This is a genomic window from Streptomyces sp. NPDC053755, from assembly GCF_040677675.1.
Classification (GTDB): Bacteria; Actinomycetota; Actinomycetes; order Streptomycetales; family Streptomycetaceae; genus Streptomyces.
Genome location: NZ_JBFASK010000012.1, coordinates 148391 through 163914 on the forward strand (window position 1 = coordinate 148391; position 15524 = coordinate 163914).

Annotated in this window: 14 protein-coding genes; 2 read left to right on the forward strand and 12 right to left on the reverse strand. The window is 73.3% G+C overall.

Going from position 1 to position 15524, the window contains the following annotated elements; genetic code table 11:
* Positions 1-226 precede the first annotated feature (226 nt).
* Positions 227-1831, forward strand: a complete 1605-nt coding sequence (locus AB0K65_RS14905; protein WP_365716332.1) for a S8 family peptidase — start codon at positions 227-229, stop codon at positions 1829-1831.
* A gap of 106 nt (positions 1832-1937) precedes the next feature.
* Here AB0K65_RS14905 and AB0K65_RS14910 read toward each other — a convergent pair whose 3' ends face one another.
* From AB0K65_RS14910 to AB0K65_RS14955, 10 genes are all read right to left on the reverse strand, one after another.
* Positions 1938-3794 (reverse strand): NPCBM/NEW2 domain-containing protein, encoded by a 1857-nt coding sequence (locus AB0K65_RS14910; RefSeq protein WP_365716334.1) that lies wholly within the window; start codon positions 3792-3794, stop codon positions 1938-1940.
* 439 nt (positions 3795-4233) lie between these two features.
* A complete protein-coding gene (locus AB0K65_RS14915; protein WP_365716336.1) occupies positions 4234-4371 on the reverse strand; it encodes a hypothetical protein in 138 nt (45 codons plus the stop codon).
* A 19-nt stretch (positions 4372-4390) separates the two neighbouring features.
* Entirely contained in the window at positions 4391-4870 is a 480-nt protein-coding gene (locus tag AB0K65_RS14920; RefSeq protein ID WP_365716398.1) for a hydrogenase maturation protease, read from the reverse strand.
* A gap of 104 nt (positions 4871-4974) precedes the next feature.
* A complete protein-coding gene (locus AB0K65_RS14925; protein WP_365716338.1) occupies positions 4975-6375 on the reverse strand; it encodes a hypothetical protein in 1401 nt (466 codons plus the stop codon).
* The gene (locus tag AB0K65_RS14930; protein ID WP_365716341.1) at positions 6372-7010 is read right to left on the reverse strand and encodes a DUF6084 family protein; all 639 of its coding nucleotides are present in this window, start codon (positions 7008-7010) and stop codon (positions 6372-6374) included. Before AB0K65_RS14930 ends, AB0K65_RS14925 begins: the two co-directional genes overlap by 4 nt.
* Entirely contained in the window at positions 7007-7663 is a 657-nt protein-coding gene (locus tag AB0K65_RS14935; RefSeq protein WP_365716343.1) for a DUF5947 family protein, read from the reverse strand. The genes AB0K65_RS14930 and AB0K65_RS14935 overlap by 4 nt, the downstream gene beginning before the upstream one ends.
* Entirely contained in the window at positions 7660-8220 is a 561-nt protein-coding gene (locus AB0K65_RS14940) for a hypothetical protein (protein ID WP_365716345.1), read from the reverse strand. Before AB0K65_RS14940 ends, AB0K65_RS14935 begins: the two co-directional genes overlap by 4 nt.
* A complete protein-coding gene (locus AB0K65_RS14945; protein WP_365716347.1) occupies positions 8217-10001 on the reverse strand; it encodes a nickel-dependent hydrogenase large subunit in 1785 nt (594 codons plus the stop codon). The genes AB0K65_RS14940 and AB0K65_RS14945 overlap by 4 nt, the downstream gene beginning before the upstream one ends.
* A 102-nt stretch (positions 10002-10103) precedes the next feature.
* Positions 10104-11186, reverse strand: a complete 1083-nt coding sequence (locus AB0K65_RS14950) for a hydrogenase expression protein HypE (protein WP_365716349.1) — start codon at positions 11184-11186, stop codon at positions 10104-10106.
* Between the two features lie 54 nt (positions 11187-11240).
* Entirely contained in the window at positions 11241-12941 is a 1701-nt protein-coding gene (locus AB0K65_RS14955; RefSeq protein ID WP_365716351.1) for an enoyl-CoA hydratase-related protein, read from the reverse strand.
* Between the two features lie 433 nt (positions 12942-13374).
* On the opposite strand from AB0K65_RS14955, the gene AB0K65_RS14960 reads away from it, so the two are divergent.
* Complete coding sequence (locus tag AB0K65_RS14960) at positions 13375-13761, forward strand: hypothetical protein (RefSeq protein WP_365716352.1); 387 nt, start codon at positions 13375-13377, stop codon at positions 13759-13761.
* Positions 13762-13882: 121 nt separating this feature from the next.
* Here the strand turns inward: AB0K65_RS14960 and AB0K65_RS14965 are convergent, their stop codons facing one another.
* Complete coding sequence (locus AB0K65_RS14965) at positions 13883-14812, reverse strand: class I SAM-dependent methyltransferase (protein ID WP_365716354.1); 930 nt, start codon at positions 14810-14812, stop codon at positions 13883-13885.
* A 92-nt stretch (positions 14813-14904) separates the two neighbouring features.
* Positions 14905-15498 (reverse strand): XRE family transcriptional regulator, encoded by a 594-nt coding sequence (locus tag AB0K65_RS14970; protein ID WP_365716356.1) that lies wholly within the window; start codon positions 15496-15498, stop codon positions 14905-14907.
* Positions 15499-15524 lie beyond the last annotated feature (26 nt).

Consider the following 15524-nt stretch of genomic DNA (forward strand, 5'->3'; position numbering starts at 1 on the left):
CGACGTCCTCGCCTCGCCCCTGCCGGTCCGTGGCCGGCGGGACCGGGTGTCCGGGGGGCGGCTGCACCCCCACGCAGCCGTACGACGCGGTCCGCCCCGGTGCCGCACGGAGTCCCGTTCCGTGCGGCACCCACCCCACCGCTCGCGAACGTCCGACACCACCGGCCACTCCTGTCATGAGCCCGACAGGCGTGTGCTCCTCCGGATCGCTCTCAAGGGAGAACCCATGCGTTTCGACGCGCTCGCCGTCCGGCGACTGCTCGCCGCCGGCGCCAGTGCCGCCCTGCTCGTCGGGGCCGCCGCCACCGCCGGGGCCGCCGAGGCCGCACCCGTACCGCCGGGCGGCGAGGGCCGCATCGTCGGCGCGGACCGCCCCGGAGCCATCGACGGCTCCTACATCGTCACCTTCCGGGACTCGGTCGCCCGCACCGACGTACCGACCGCCGCGAAGGCCCTGGCCAAGCGGCACGCGGGCAGCGTGCGGCACACCTACACCGCCGCCCTGCGCGGCTTCTCGGTCACCATGACCGAGGAGGAGGCGAGGGAGCTGGCCGCCGACCCGTCCGTCGCCCGCGTGGAGGCCGACGGTGTCGCCTACGCCGCCGACACCCAGACCGACCCGCCGTCCTGGGGCCTGGACCGCATCGACCAGCGCTCCCTGCCGACGGACGCGCGCTACACCTATGCCACCACCGCGTCCAACGTCACCGCGTACGTCCTGGACTCCGGTGTCCGTCTGAGCCACCGCGACTTCGGCGGCAGGGCGGCCAGCGGCTACGACTTCATCGACAACGACTCCAACGCCTCCGACTGCCACGGCCACGGGACCCATGTCGCGGGGACGGTCGGCGGCAGCTCGTTCGGCGTCGCCAAGGGCGTGAAGCTCGTCAGCGTCCGGGTGCTGAACTGCCAGGGCAGCTCCGGCAGCAGCTGGGCCCCCGTGCTCGCGGGCATCGACTGGGTCACCAAGAACGCGGTCAAGCCGGCCGTGGCGAACATGAGCATCGGCGGCGGCAAGAACCAGTCCGTCAACGACGCGGTGGCGTCGTCCATCGCGTCCGGGGTCACCTGGGTCGTCGCGGCGGGCAACAACAACGCCGACTCCTGCCAGTACTCACCGGCGTCCACGCCGACGGCCCTCACGGTCGGCGCCACCACGAGCAGAGACGCCCGCGCCACCGGCTGGTCCAACGGCCAGGGGTCGAACCACGGCTCCTGCCTGGACATCTTCGCCCCGGGCGACTCCATCGTCTCCACGTCCCACTCGGGCGACACCGCCTCCCGCTCCGACAGCGGCACCTCCATGGCCTCCCCGCACGTGGCGGGCGCGGCGGCGCTGATACTCGCCGCGAACCCGACCTGGTCGCCCGCCCAGGTCCGCGAGAAGCTGGTGGCCGACGCCACCGCCGACAAGGTCACGGACGCCCGCACGGGCTCCCCGAACCGTCTCCTGTACACGGGCGCCGGCACCACCCCGCCGCCCACCGGGCCGCGCTTCGAGAACACCGACGACCTCGCCATCCGCGACAACGCCACCGTCGACTCCCCCATCGCCGTGACCGGCGTGGGCGGCAACGCCCCGTCCGGCCTCGCCGTCGCGGTGGACATCCGGCACACCTACCGTGGCGACCTGCGGGTGGAACTGATCGCCCCCGACGGCTCCGCGTACCTCCTGAAGGACTACAACGGCAACGACAGCGCGGACGACGTCCGGGCCACCTACACGGTCGACGCCTCCGGTGAGACCGCCGACGGCACGTGGAAGCTGCGCGTCACCGACAACTGGACGAACGACACCGGGTACGTCAACGCCTGGTCGCTCCAGTTCTGAACCGCCGCACCCGACCCGGCCCCGCCGGCGCCGGCCTCCCGCTCCTCCGGGAGGCCGGCGCCGGCGGGCTTCGCGGTCCGGGCGACCGGGCGGGGCCAGGGTGTCGTCAGCGGCCGGCGAGCAGGACCGCGTCGCCCCAGGCGCCGTACGGCGTGTCCGACGTCCCGCACGTGCCCTCCACCTTCTCGGCGGTCAACTGCAGGGTCTGCACGCCGGTCAGGTCGATCTCGATGCCCGCCGTCGTGGCGCGGGTGACCCGGACCGCGGTCCGGCGCTCGCCGTCCGCCACGACCACCATCTCGGCCGTGATGCCGTCCGGGGTGTGCGGCTGGAGCCCCGCCTTCGCGACGAGGGCGGTGAACCGGCCGTTCAACGCGTAGGTCACGCCGGCCGGTTCCCCCTCACACCCGACCCAGGCCCCGGTGGAGCGAGGAAAGCCGTCGCCCGCCAGGACGGCGTCCACGTGCTGCCCGGAGGAGCCACCGCCCCGGTCCGTCGGCGTGAGGTCGAACAGCGGCATACTCCTCACCACGGCGTCGTGGCGCCACCGCACCGAGAGGTCCACGAGTGCCGCCTCCGGGGTGCCGTCGTTCACCAGGAGGTCGCCGGCCTGCAGGGACCACTCGGCCACGCCCAGGAAGTACAGGTAGCGAAGTGCCTTCACGGCGCCCAGCTGCTCCGGTGGAAGCCGCAGGCTGTCCGCGGACTGGTGGATGGCCCGTGACGGGTCCACCCCCCACGCCCTGACACCCGTCTCCAGCGACCGCGCCAGGCACTCGCGCAGTCCGCCGAGTTCGGCCGCCGCACCCGCCGCGTCGGCCTCCGCCGCGCGGCCGGTGGTCGCCCACACCGACGTGGACGTCTTCGCGAGGCAGTCCGCGTTCGCGAGGCCCAGGGTCTTGCCGGCCCCCACCGGGACGTCGCCGCCGGCGGCGAGGAACACCTCCGTGGTCAGCCACAGGGCGAGCGCCCCGGCGTCACGCCGGGCCCACCCCTGGATGACACCGGCCTGCCGCGCGGGGCGGTCGAAGACGACCGTGGCCGAGCCGCCGCTGATCAGCGGCACGCGGTTGCTCGCCCGCACCGCCGCGACCTGCTGGAAGACGCCGGAGACCCCGTCCGTCCACGACGAGGACGTCATGCCGTCGTAGGGCCGGTCGAAGACGACCGACACCGGATATCCCCGGTTGTTGGCGATCTCCAGCACCAGCTTGTCGCCGTCGCCGTGACCGCAGGCGAAGATCTGCGCGTTGTCGTCGGTCACGGTCGTCACGTCCTTGACCCACTCGGGGACCTTCGGGCGCCCCGAGCAGTCCGGCTTGGCGGCACGGGTCCCGAGCAGCCGTCCCGCCTGGTACTCCGCCCAGGAGGCCGCGCCCGCCACGCCCTCGACGCGGTCGACGATCCAGGTCTTCCAGGAGAAGCCCTCGAGGGTGGCCGTCAGCACACGCGCGCCCGCGTCGGCCTCGGTCGCGACCGGATACCACCTCTTCGTCTCCGGGTCGTACGTGACGACCCGGGCCGTGGCCCCCTCGGGTACCGCCTCGGGGTCGTACGGCATCGTCAGCGTCACCTCCCCGGACGGCGGCGCGTCCGCGTGGACGTCCCACACCGGCGCGGAGCGGGCCAGCGTGCCCAGCTGCTCCACGGGCGCGCCGGACGCCTCGGCGACGTCCACCCGCATGCCGACGGGCAGCGCTCCACCCGCCACGCGCACCCCCAGTCCCCGCGGGCCCTTCAGCGTCAGACCGTCCGCCGCGACGGTCCCCGACACGGCGGACGGCGAGGCGGAGGCCGTCGCCGGCTTTCCGCCCGACGTCGTCCTGTCGTCGGAGCCGTTGCCCGGCGAACAGGCCGCGAGGGCCATGAGCAGCCCGAGGACGAGGAACCCGCGGGTCCTCGTCGAGCCACCCCGTCCGCCCCGTGTCGCTGCGGACGTCTTTCCGTACGAGATTCCCGGCAAAGCCCCTCCTTTGTCCCGAAGTCACGCACCTTGGCACAGAGCGCCGGAGCGGCGGGGGGTCTTGGCGGAATCGCAACACGGCCGTTCCGGGCAAACGCCCCCGGAATCCGCCGCGTGTCCCGTACCCGCCGCCCGGTCAGCGCGCGGCGCCCGTCCCATCGGCCTCCACGTGGCGGGTCCGTGCCGCCGTGGTGCATGCGGTGCCCGTCGTGAGGGCGTGACGAGGAGGGGGCAGGACCGTCCGGTTCACGGCCCACCGCCGAAGCGTCGAGGTGACGATGGCCGGAGAGAAGGCCGCCCCGGAGAGGCGGGGCGGCCGGGGGACGTTCCGTCGCCCGCGAGCGGTCCCGCGACCGGCGGGACCCGCCGCGGCGCGGCGGGTCCTCCGGCCGGGGGAAGCGGGACGCGGGCCGGCCCGCGGGCGGGCGGCCCGCGCGTGTCACATCCTGCTCATGCGCAGGTAGCGCCGGACGTCGGGCAGGACTCCCCTGACGACGGCCACGACCGCCAGGGCGGCGGTGCCGACGGCGGCGGCCGTGCCGATGACATTCTTGTTCGTGTGCTTGCGCTTGGTCATGGTCACTCCCTGGGGGGCTTCATACGACGGCTTCCTGGCGGACCAGTTCGGTCACCATGCGGACCGCCCCGGGCACCGCGGCGGCGACCGGCGGGCTGAGGCCGATGCCCTCGTCGAGGCAGGCCGGTTCGCAGCCGACGACGAGGATCCGCCGTGGCGCTGTGGCCCCGGTGCCCGCGCACAACGTGTCGAGCAGGGCGAGGACGGCGTCGGGCGTCATCCTGTGGCCGTCGAGCGGTGCGGGCTGCCGGTCGGCGGTCCGCTCGCCGGCCGTCGAGGCGTCGATCAGGTACAGCGTCCCCGGTGCGCCACCGCGGGCGGCGACGTCGACGAGGACGAGGGTGTCCCAGTCGTCGAGGAGTCGGTAGGCGAGGTGGACACCGCGCACTCCGACGTCGGCCACCTCGACGTGCGGCGGAAGGTCCTCCTGGGCCAGGCGCCGCACGGTCTCGACCCCGAAGCCGTCGTCGCCGAGGAAGATGTTGCCGACTCCGGCCACGAGGGTGCGGGACGGTCCGGCCCCGGGGGCCCCGGCGGGCTCCGACTCGGACGCCCCGGCCGGTTGCGGCGCGAAGGCCCCGGCCTCGCCGGGTGCGGGGCCGTTCACGCGTCCTCCAGGACGGCGACCTCGTCGGGCTGGAAGTAGAGGAACCGGCCCTGTTCGCGGCGGATGTCGGCGCCCGGGTCGTCCTCGACGGTCACGGCGATGTGCACCCCGCCGTCGACGTCGTGCAGGACGGCCTCGACCAGGGCGGCGCGGCCGTCGAGGAAGAGGTCCTGGGCATCGCTGCGGTGCAGCCTCGGTCGCAGCACGACCCTGCTGCCGGCGCGCACCGCGCGGCCGTCGACGAGGACGTGGTCGCGGCCCGGGTCGACACCGGTGTCGCCGCCCGGGTCCCACCACGGGGTGTCCGGTTCGAGGATGCCGCCGAGCGAGTCCTCCGGCGGTCCGGTGACGCTCCGGAGGCTGCGTACGGCCCCGTGAAGGCGCTCCAGCACCTCGGGTGGCATGGTGTCCGCCAGCTCGATGACGGCCGCGGCGCGCGCGTCGGTCCCTCGCGCCTCGCGCTTCTCCTCGTCGGTGAGGGCGGCGGTGCGCAGGGCGAGGATCTCGTCGATCTCAGTGGAGTCGTAGAGGGCTCCGGGGCTCTCCGGCGCGATGGCCGGGTGGTCCTCCAGGATGATCGGCGACGAGAGCATCAGGTCGTCGCGTCCGGGTTCGCCGGCCAGGACGGGCCAGGTGTGGAGGTTGCGGCAGGCGGCGACGGCGCCCTTGGCCCACTCCGGCGGGTCGGTCATCGACAGGAACGACCCCCCGTCGAGGCGGAGCAGCGTGTGGGTGGCGACCAGGGAGTACGGCAGCGCCGCGTGGCGGTCCGCGCCGTGTTCCGCGGTCCAGGTGCTGGTGTTCTCCACCGTGACCGTCAGGCGTTCGACGCGGTACGGGCCGTCGAGTTCGGCCGTCGAGACCCGCAGGACGCCGTGGATCTCCTCGCGGCGGCGCACGAGCCTGCCGAGGACCCGCCCGGCGGCGTCGGTGACGTCCTCCGTCTCCTCGGTGGCGGGGCGGGTGAAGGGCAGGGCGACGCCGTCGCCGCGCAGCTCCCCGACGGGGGCGGCGAGCGTGACGCGCTCCTCGACGCCTTCGTCCCAGGCCACGAGGACCCGGTCGGCCAGGCGGAGTTCGTTCGTCGGAGCGAACGTCCCGTCCTCGCGGAGCTCCTCGACGGTCCGCCGCTGGGCGCGCAGGAAGCGGACCTCCACGGCGAGTTCGGCGCCGGTCCGGGGCTCCATCAGGCACTCGGTGTGCTGGAAGTCGTGTTCCTCGGCGGCGGCGGTCCAGGACGGGGGCACCAGGACGCCGAACTGCCAGCGCAGCCGGTTCTTGGCGGCGGACGCGCGGTACGGGTAGAGGACGTACCCCTCGAAGAGGACGGCGTCGGCGACGTGCCGGGCGACGGCGAACCGCGCCTCGGTGCCGGCGGTGAAGGCGACGGTGGTCATCGTGTCCTCTCCCCCGCCGCTTCGAGCAGGGTCTCGACGGTGGCCTGCCAGGACGGCAGGGCCTGCCGCGACCGGTAGGCGAGCAGGGCGTCCATGGTGTCGCCCGGGAGCCGGATCCATCCGCACCCCGGGAAGTGCTGGTCGATCATCTCCCGCCAGACCTTCACGGGCATCCGGTGGGAGACCTCCTTGTCCCAGGGCACGGGCTCCACATGGAAGCCGCCCGCGCCGGTGAAGGCGGTGCCGGAGAAGAGGAGGAGGAGCGGGACGTCGCCGTCGCCCAGCGCCCGGAAGTAGCGGGACGCGGCGATGTCGGTGTCGTAGGTGCACGGCACGACGAGGTCGGTCTCGATCTCACCGGTGAAGCCGGGCACCATGACGGAGGCCTGGGCGAACTGGACGGGGTTGAGGCTGCTGCCCCAGCGTGCGCGCTCGCCGAAGAGGTCGCCCAGTGCCTCGGCCTCGGCATCGTCGTATCCGCGCCGGGCGGGTTCGATGCGGATCTGGCAGCGCAGGGCAAGGGCGTGGACCCGGGTGCCGCCGGAGGCGGTGATCCGCAGCCGGAACACGAGGGTGGGTCCCGCCGCGTAGGCGTCGGCGCGGACGTCGGTGCAGCTGAAGGAGAACTCGGTCACGGCCGGCTCCCCTGCGGCTCGCGCGCCTGGCCGCGTACGCGGGTGAAGAGGGCGTCGAGGTCCGCCCGCGCCTCGGCCCCTCCGTCGAAGCCCTGCCAGTGCAGTCGCATGCGGCCCACCAGTTCGTAGCAGAGGTCGATGGGCACGAGGAAGCACTCGGTGCGGCCCTCGTGGCGGCGCAGCAGCAGGGCTTCCACGTCGGGTTCGAGGTGGGCGGCGAGCCGGGTGGCGTCGAGGACCGACTGCCAGGACGACTCCTCCAGTTCGCTCTCGGTGGCGCCCGCGGGGCTGGGGTAGAACGCCACCGGCCGCTCGAGGGCGGAGTTGCGGAAGAGGAAGGCGACCGAGACCGGGATCCGCAGGGACTCCCAGGCACGGTCGTCGATGCGGTGCGCGGGGTCGGTCAGGATGCGTCCGGGGACCGCTCGGAAGCGGCTCCGCGTGCCGCCGGAGCGGTCCATGAGCTGCGAGCACGGGCCGCAGGCGCAGACCATGGCCCGCTTCTCGACGTCGACCAGGTGCTTGTGGTGCTCGTCGGGCAGCCGGACCCCGCACAGTTCGCAGCGCTCCTCGCGGGGCGGGCGGGGGGTGGTGAAGCGGCGCAGGCCGGTGGGTCCGGGCGCGCGCACCGCGCCGGTCGGGACGCCGTTCACGAGGCCGTCGCCGGGGAGCGGCCGTCGGCGCCCGCGTGCGGCGGACGGGTGCCGATCTGGAGCAGCGCCGGCTCGCGCGGAGCGGCGGGTTCCAGCTCGATGCCGGTCACCTCGGGGGCGAAGCAGGCGAGGGCGTCCGCGGCGGCCTGCCGGACGGATTCCCGGGTGCTGGGGCAGCCGCAGCCGGACGAGGCGGTGACACGGAGCCGGAGCACCCCCTCGGCCGGGTCGAACCCGGCGTTCTCGACGGGCTGCGGCAGCGCGGACAGGGCCCGGTCGATGCGGGTCGGCGTGTCCTCGGGATGGAGGCCGTGGAGATTGAGGAGGCCGGCCACGAGTTCGTCGGCGAGCAGCGGGCTCAGCGGGTCGGCGGGCGGGCGGGCGGCGGGGCGGCCGAGGAGGTCGACCACGCGGGCGAGCCCGCTGCCGTAGAACTCCATGAGGACGCGCACGATCTCCTCCGCCGCCGCGACGGCGTCGGCGTCGCCGGTCTCGGCGAGTCGGTCGAGGACCTCCTCGACCCGGCGGCCCGCCTGTTCGGCGGTGGTCGCGCTCATCCGGCCAGGCCGCTCAGGCCGGTGGGGACGTGCATCTGCTTCACGGTCCTGCCGTCGCCCGTGTACATGTGGACGCCGCACGGCAGGCAGGGGTCGAAGCTGCGCACGGCGCGCATGATGTCGATGCCCTTGAAGTTCTCCGGGGTGTTCTCCTCGAAGATCGGGGTGTTCTGCACGGCGTCCTCGTACGGGCCGGGGGTGCCGAACGTGTCGCGGGTGGAGGCGTTCCACGGGGTGGGCGGGTACGGGTGGTAGTTGGCGATCTTGCCGTCCCTGATGACCATGTGGTGGGAGAGGACGCCGCGGACGGCCTCGGTGAAACCGACGCCGATGGACTCGTCGGGCACCTCGAACTTCTCCCAGGTCTGGGTGCGTCCGGCGCGGACCTCCTCCAGACCCTTCTCGGCGCAGTGCAGGGCGACGGCCGCCGCGTACGCCTGGAAGTACGTCCGGGCGCGGTTGCGCTCCAGGGCGTTGCTCCACTGGGGGATCTTCCACTCGAAGGTGGTCTCCGGCTTGGTCATCGTGCGGGGGAGGTTGATGACGACGCTGTGCCCGGTGGCCTTGACGTAGCCGATGTCGACGAGGCCGGACAGGGCGGTGGACCACAGGCGCGCGATGGGGCCGCCGCCGGTGTCCAGCGCGAGGTGGTCCTTGCCGTCGAACCAGCGCGGGGACATGACCCAGCTGTACTTGTCGTCGAAGTTCCGCTTCTGCGGGGCCGGGATGGTGTGCTGGTTCCACGGGTGACGGGGGTCGACCGGGTTGCCCAGCGGGTCGTGGGTGACGAACTGCTCCTGGCCCTGCCAGTCCTCGTAGTACGAGCTGCCGAGGAGGATGCGGATGCCGAGGTTGATCTCGGTGAGGTCGTTGGTCACCAGCTTGCCGTCGACGACGACGCCCGGGGTGACGAACATCTTCCGTCCCCAGTCGGACATGTTGGCGTAGGTGAAGTCGCAGTGCTCGGGGTCGTTGAGCGCGCCCCAGCAGCCGAGCAGGACACGGCGGCGGCCGACCTCCTCGTATCCGGGCAGTGCCTCGTAGAAGAAGTCGAAGAGGTCGTCGTGGAGCGGGACGACGCGCTTCATGAACTCCACGTAGCGCATCAGGCGGCTGAGGTAGTCGGTGAAGAGCTGCACCGACGCGATCGTCCCGACGCCGCCGGGGTAGAGCGTGGAGGGGTGGACGTGGCGTCCCTCCATCAGGCAGAACATCTCGCGGGTGTAGCGGCTGACCTGGAGCGCCTCGCGGTAGAACTCGCCTTCGAGGGGGTTGAGGGACCGCATGATGTCGGCGATCGTGCGGTAGCCGTGCTCGCCGGCGTGCGGGGCCTCGGTGCGCTCGGCGAGCTCCAGGACGCCGGGGTTGGTCTCGCGGACCATCTTCTCGCAGTAGTCGACCCCGACCAGGTTCTCCTGGAAGATGTTGTGGTCGAACATGTACTCCGCGGACTCGCCGAGGTTGATGATCCACTCGCCGAGGTGGGGCGGCTTCACGCCGTACGCCATGTTCTGCGCGTACACGGAGCAGGTGGCGTGGTTGTCGCCGCAGATGCCGCAGATGCGGCTGGTGATGAAGTGCGCGTCGCGGGGGTCCTTGCCCCGCATGAAGACGCTGTAGCCGCGGAAGACGGAGGACGTGCTGTAGCACTCCGCGACGCGCTTCTGCTTGAAGTCGATCTTGGTGTGGATGCCGAGACTGCCCACGATCCGGGTGATGGGGTCCCACGCCATCTCCACCAGTCCGGAACCGTCACCCGTCGTCTTCGCCGGAGATGCCATGGTCGTTGTGATGCCCTTCGTGAGCGCTGCGACTTCGCGAACAGTGCGGTGGATGGGGGGTCGTGCGGGGGCCGGCCCGAAGGCGGGGCGGTGGTGGTACGGCTACCAGGGCGGCCGGTATCCGGTGGTGATGCTCTCGCCGGTGTGCCGCCACTTCGGCTCCTTGTCGACGGTCTTGGCCGTCATGGTCCGCAGGCGGCGGATGACGGAGCCGTAGACGCCGCTGGCGGTGCTGGAGACCTTGCCGCCGGGAGGCTCGTCCATGAACGGCATGAACTTGTCCGGGAAGCCGGGCATCGTGCACGCGATGCAGATGCCGCCGACGTTCGGGCAGCCGCCGATGCCGTTCATCCAGCCGCGCTTGGGGACATTGCACTTGACGACCGGCCCCCAGCAGCCCAGTTTGACCAGGCACTTGGGAGAGTCGTACGTCGTGGCGAACTGGCCCTGCTCGTAGTAGCCGGCCCGGTCGCAGCCCTCGTGCACGGTCGCGCCGAAGAGCCACGTCGGTCGGAGCTTGTCGTCCAGGGGGATCATGGGCGCGGAACCGACGGCCTGGTAGAGCAGGTACGTCAGCGTCTCCGCGAAGTTGTCGGGCTGGATGGGACAGCCGGGTACGCACACGATCGGGATGCCTGCCTGGGACTTCCAGTCCCAGCCGAGGTAGTCCGGCACGCCCATCGCGCCGGTGGGGTTGCCCGCCATCGCGTGGATGCCGCCGTAGGTGGCGCAGGTGCCGATCGCGACCACCGCGAGCGCCTTGGGCGCCAGCCGGTCGATCCACTCGCTCGTGGTGATGGGCTGGCCGGTCTCCGGGTCGTCGCCGAAGCCGCACCAGTACCCCTCCTGCTTGATGGCCTCGTTCGGGATCGATCCCTCGACGACCAGCACGAACGGGTCGATCTCGCCGCGCTCTCCCTTGAAGAACCACTCGATGAAGGTGTCCGCGCCGCCCACCGGGCCGCACTCGAAGTCGATCAGCGGCCAGTGGACCGCGATCCTGGGCAGGCCCGGGAGCCCGGCCAGGGCGATCTCCTCGATGCTGGGCTGCATCGCGGCGGTCAGGGCCACCGAGTCGCCGTCGCAGCTCAGACCCGCGTTGATCCAGAGGATGTGGATCGGCTTCTCTTCGCTGCCGGGGGCGGCACCTTGTTCCTCGGCCGGGGCCGGAGTTACTGCGCTCATGAGTCGCCTCCTGAGGAGGGATCGGCAGGGCCGCCTGTCGGGCCCACGTCTTGCTTAACAGTCGGCCGGGACGGCCGCGCCCGCACCTGGGCCGTCCGGGGACGGCACGCGGGGGGCCTCCTTCCGGACGAACGCCCGGCGCAGCGCGTGATAGGACGCGGCGGGATCGTCGAAGATCCGCCGCATACGCGAGAGCTCCTCCCGACGATGGGCCGCAAGGGGGCTGTGGGACTCCCGGCGCTCGTGTTCCGCCTTCTTCGCCGCGACGCGCAGTTCGAGTCCGGGACGCGACGCCAGGTGGGCGGCCAACCGGGTGACCTCGTCGGCGAACTCGCCGGGCCCGCGGTCGACGACCCTGTCGACGAGCCCCATGTCGAGCGAGGCCGCCGCGGAGACGGGCCGGGCGTCGTCGGTGAGCCGGGCGGCCAGGGCCGGGCCCACCCTGCGGGGCAGGGTGTACGTCCAGTACTCCGACCCGTACAGGCCCATGCGCCGGTAGTGGGGATTGAGCACCGAGCCCGACCGGCACCAGACCTCGTCGGCGGCGAGGGCGAGCATCACTCCGCCGGCGGCGGCGTTGCCGGCGATCGCGCTGACGACCAGCCGGTCGGTGGTGGTGAGAACGGCCTCGACCAGGTCGTCCATGGCGTTGATGTTGGCCCAGGACTCGGCCGCCGGGTCGGCGGCCGCCTCGATGACGTGGAGGTGGATGCCGTTGGAGAAGAAGTCGCGCTGACCGCCGAGGACGAGCACCGAGGTGGGACGGGACAGGGCCGTGCGGTAGGCGTCGAGCAGGCGGCGGCACTGGTCGGTGCTCATCGCTCCGCCGGGGAACGCGAACGACAGGACGCCGACGGGCCCGTGCTCCCGGTAGCGGATGTCGGACCAGGTCCGCCCGTCGCCCGTCGGCTCCAGGGGCGCCGGGAGTTCGGGCAGCCTGGGCAACCGCCCCGCGAGCGCCGTGGTGGCGGGGAGTCTGCAGGCACGCGGCCGGCCGGCGCCGGTGCGGGCCCGCAGCTCGGGGATCCACACCGCGCCGTCCGCCGTGGCCCGGCAGACGGCGCCCGCCCGCGTGGCGAGCAGCGCTCCGGGCCGGCCGCGCAGGCCGTCCTCGGCGTGGCCGCCGTGCAGGAACCACTCGGCGCCGAGCAGATCGTCGCGGACACCGGGCTGCGAGTCGGCGGCCCGCAGGATGCGCAGCACGGTCTCGGTGGTGTCCTCGTCCCAGGAGATCCGCCGCTGGTCCTGCCGGAGCGTGGGAAGGGCCCGGACCGGGCCCGTCTGCGGACGCGGCGCGGCTCCGGAGGCGACCCGCTCGACGGCGAGGAGCACGGCGGTCACGGCGGCGTCGGACAGCTCGTTGCGATACAGATCGCTCTTGCCGACCTCCGGGACGCGGAAGCCGGCGGACGCCCAGACGTCACCGGCGTCGAGCTCCTCGTCGGCCTGGAGGACGGTGACGCCCCACGAGGTGACACCCGACTGGACCGCCCGGTCGAGCGAGGACGGGCCACGGTCGCCCACCGGCCCCGGGTGCACGATCAGGCACCGGTACGCCGTCCACACGTCCCGGGGCACGACGGCCTTGAGCATGGGGGCCACGATCAGGTCGGGCGCGTGGCGCGAGACGGCGGCGCGCACGGCGGGGCCGTCCGGCGTGACCTCCACGGGGACGGTGTGCCCGCGGTCGCGCAGTTCGACCTGGACGCGTTGGGTGAGGCTGTTGAAGCTGCTGGCGATGAGCAGGATGCGCATGGCGGCCCTTCCGGGGTGCGGTGGTCGGCACGGCCCCGGGGAAGGCGTTCCACCGACCGCCAGCGATCCTCGGGCACGGGGCGGCGCGGACGCGGGCGGCGGAGCCGTACCTCACCCGTTCGAGTCGCCCACGCCACCGATTGGCGGGCGGACAGCGGCGCGGGGGCCCGGACGGGCGCCGCGGGCGAGGAGACGCGGAGGGCCCGGACAGGCGTTGCGGGCGAGGAGACGCGCGGGAGGTTCGGCCGCTTCGGCGCGCAGAGGGGGAGGGCTTCGGGCGGGCGCGAGCAGGGCCTCGGACGGGCGGATCCGGGAGGTCGCTCCGGGGGCGCCGGGGCGCGGCCGAGGTGACGTGCCGTGCGGCCCGTGGGAAAATCGGAGGTCCCAGGGGTATGCGGAGGCGTACCTCCCGCACGGACAGGCAGGTCGGCTGATGGCCGAGAAACCGAAGTCATCCGGGCCCTCTCGCGGCGGCGAGCCGCCCCGCGACCGCATGGCCGGGCACCACGGGTGGTCCCCCGATGTCGACGAGACCCGGCAGCAGGACAATCCGAGCGCCTCGCGGTCCTTCCACCCGCAGGAACACGCGCCCTCGCGCGGCAAGGGACGGAAGACCTCGGAAGAGGAGGAGCGGGGCGTACCCGGCGACACCGTCCACAGCGACACGAGCCGCGGTGAGAAGCGCGGCGGCACACCGGAGAAGGGCATGCACGAGACGGGCCGCAAGGGCCGGTCGCAACGCCCCACCGGCACCAAGAAGGACTCCGCGTTCACCGGCGTGGACGCCGACGACGACGCTTCCGGCCCTCGCCCGGGCTGACGCCGCAGGGACAGCGGCCGCGCGAGGGCGGCGGCAGCCGCGGCTGCCGGACTCCGCCCGGCTTGGCCGATCGCCCTCCCCGACGCCCCCGTACGGCATGCGTAGGGGGTGTCGGGGTGGGTCAGACGCGGCGGGCGGCCCACACGGTGCGCTCGGTGCGCACGCGGAGGTCACCCCGGCGCAGGATGCCGTGCGGGCCGTCGGCGTCGAGCAGCCGGTCGAGCGCGACCAGGTCCCCGGACGGCAGGGCGGAAGCGGCTCCCTCACGCAGACGGCGCAGACTGGCGAGGGCGTAGCGGCCGACCGCGTCCGTGGTGGGCGCGCCGATGTCGACGGTCAAGACTCGTTCGGCCTCGACGGCGAAATCCGCGTCGGCGAGCTTCGCACCCCAGTCGGCGCCTCGGTGGGGAGCGTGCTCGGCATGGTGGCCGGCGAGCGCGGCATGGCAGCGCTCCTCTAGACCGGGCGCGTCCTCCGGGGCGTCCTCGGGGAGGAACCGGGGGAAGCCGGCGAGCTCGACCACGGCGAACAGCCCGCCGGGCGCCAGCAGGTCGCGGATCCGGCGCAGCGTGCGGTCGGGGTCGGCCATGTGGTGCAGGGAGGCCGACGCCCAGACGAGTTCCGGCCTGCCGAGGTCGGGCCACTGGGCCGCGTCGAGGTCGGCCCGGACGACGCGTACGCGCTCGGTCGCCCCCACCGCGGACACCTTCGCGCGCAGGCGGTCCAGGTGGGCCGCCGAGGAGTCGACGGCCGTCACCTCCGCCTCGGGGAACCGCTCGAGCAGAGCGAGGGTGCCGGCTCCGGTCCCGCAGCCCAGGTCCACGATGTGGCGCGGGCTCGTCGCGAGGGGCAGCCAGGCCGTGATGGAGGCGGTGTGTGCGGCGAGCACCTCCGCGTCCAGGTCGAGCAACTCCGCCTGGTCGCCCGCGTCGGGGCCGTTCGCCCGGCCGGTGGGGGGTGCGTGACCGGGAGCATGGGCGTGGTCGTGGTGCGGGCCGTGGGCATGGGGCGGCCCGTCGTGATGCGCTGGGTGCGAGGAGGGGTGGTTCATGCGTCCACGCTAGGCGGGCCGCCCGCCCGTGACCGTACGGCTTCCGGTATGCGCAAGACGTTGGGGGGCGTTGTTGCGGAACGCGCAAACGGTCACGGTGCCGGGCGGTTCGACGTCCCGGCGCCCTCGCCGCGCTGGTGGCCCCGGCGGGCGTCACGGTCGAAGATGCCCAGGACCTCGCAGGGTCCCCCCTCGGCGCCGATGGCGTGCGGGAGCATCGTGGGGAACTCCGCCGCCTGGTTGGTCTCGACGCGGATGCGGCGGTTGCCCAGGAGCAGGATCGCCGTGCCGGAGAGGACGACGAGCCATTCGCGGCCGGGGTGGGCGCGCATGCGCGACGGGCTGTCGGGCGGCGGGTCGGTCATCCGCTGCCGTACGACGGTCATGCCGGGTTCCGCCTTGATGGGCCAGCGCATCGACCCGCGGGCGGCGTCGATCATGGGGTGGGAGACGACGTCGTCGGCGGCCGTCTCGACGAGCTGGTCCAGCGAGGTGTCCAGGGCTCGCGCGAGGGTGACGAGCTGGTCCAGGGCGAGGCGGCGCCGGCCGTTCTCGATGCGGCTGAGGGTGGACTGACTGAGATTGGCCCGGGCGGCCAGCTCCTCCAGCGACCAGCCCTGGGCCAGTCGCAGGGCACGGATGCGCTTGCGTACCAGACTGTCCAGATCACCATTGTCTTGCGTCATAGGCAACACTGTATGCCGCATCCGCA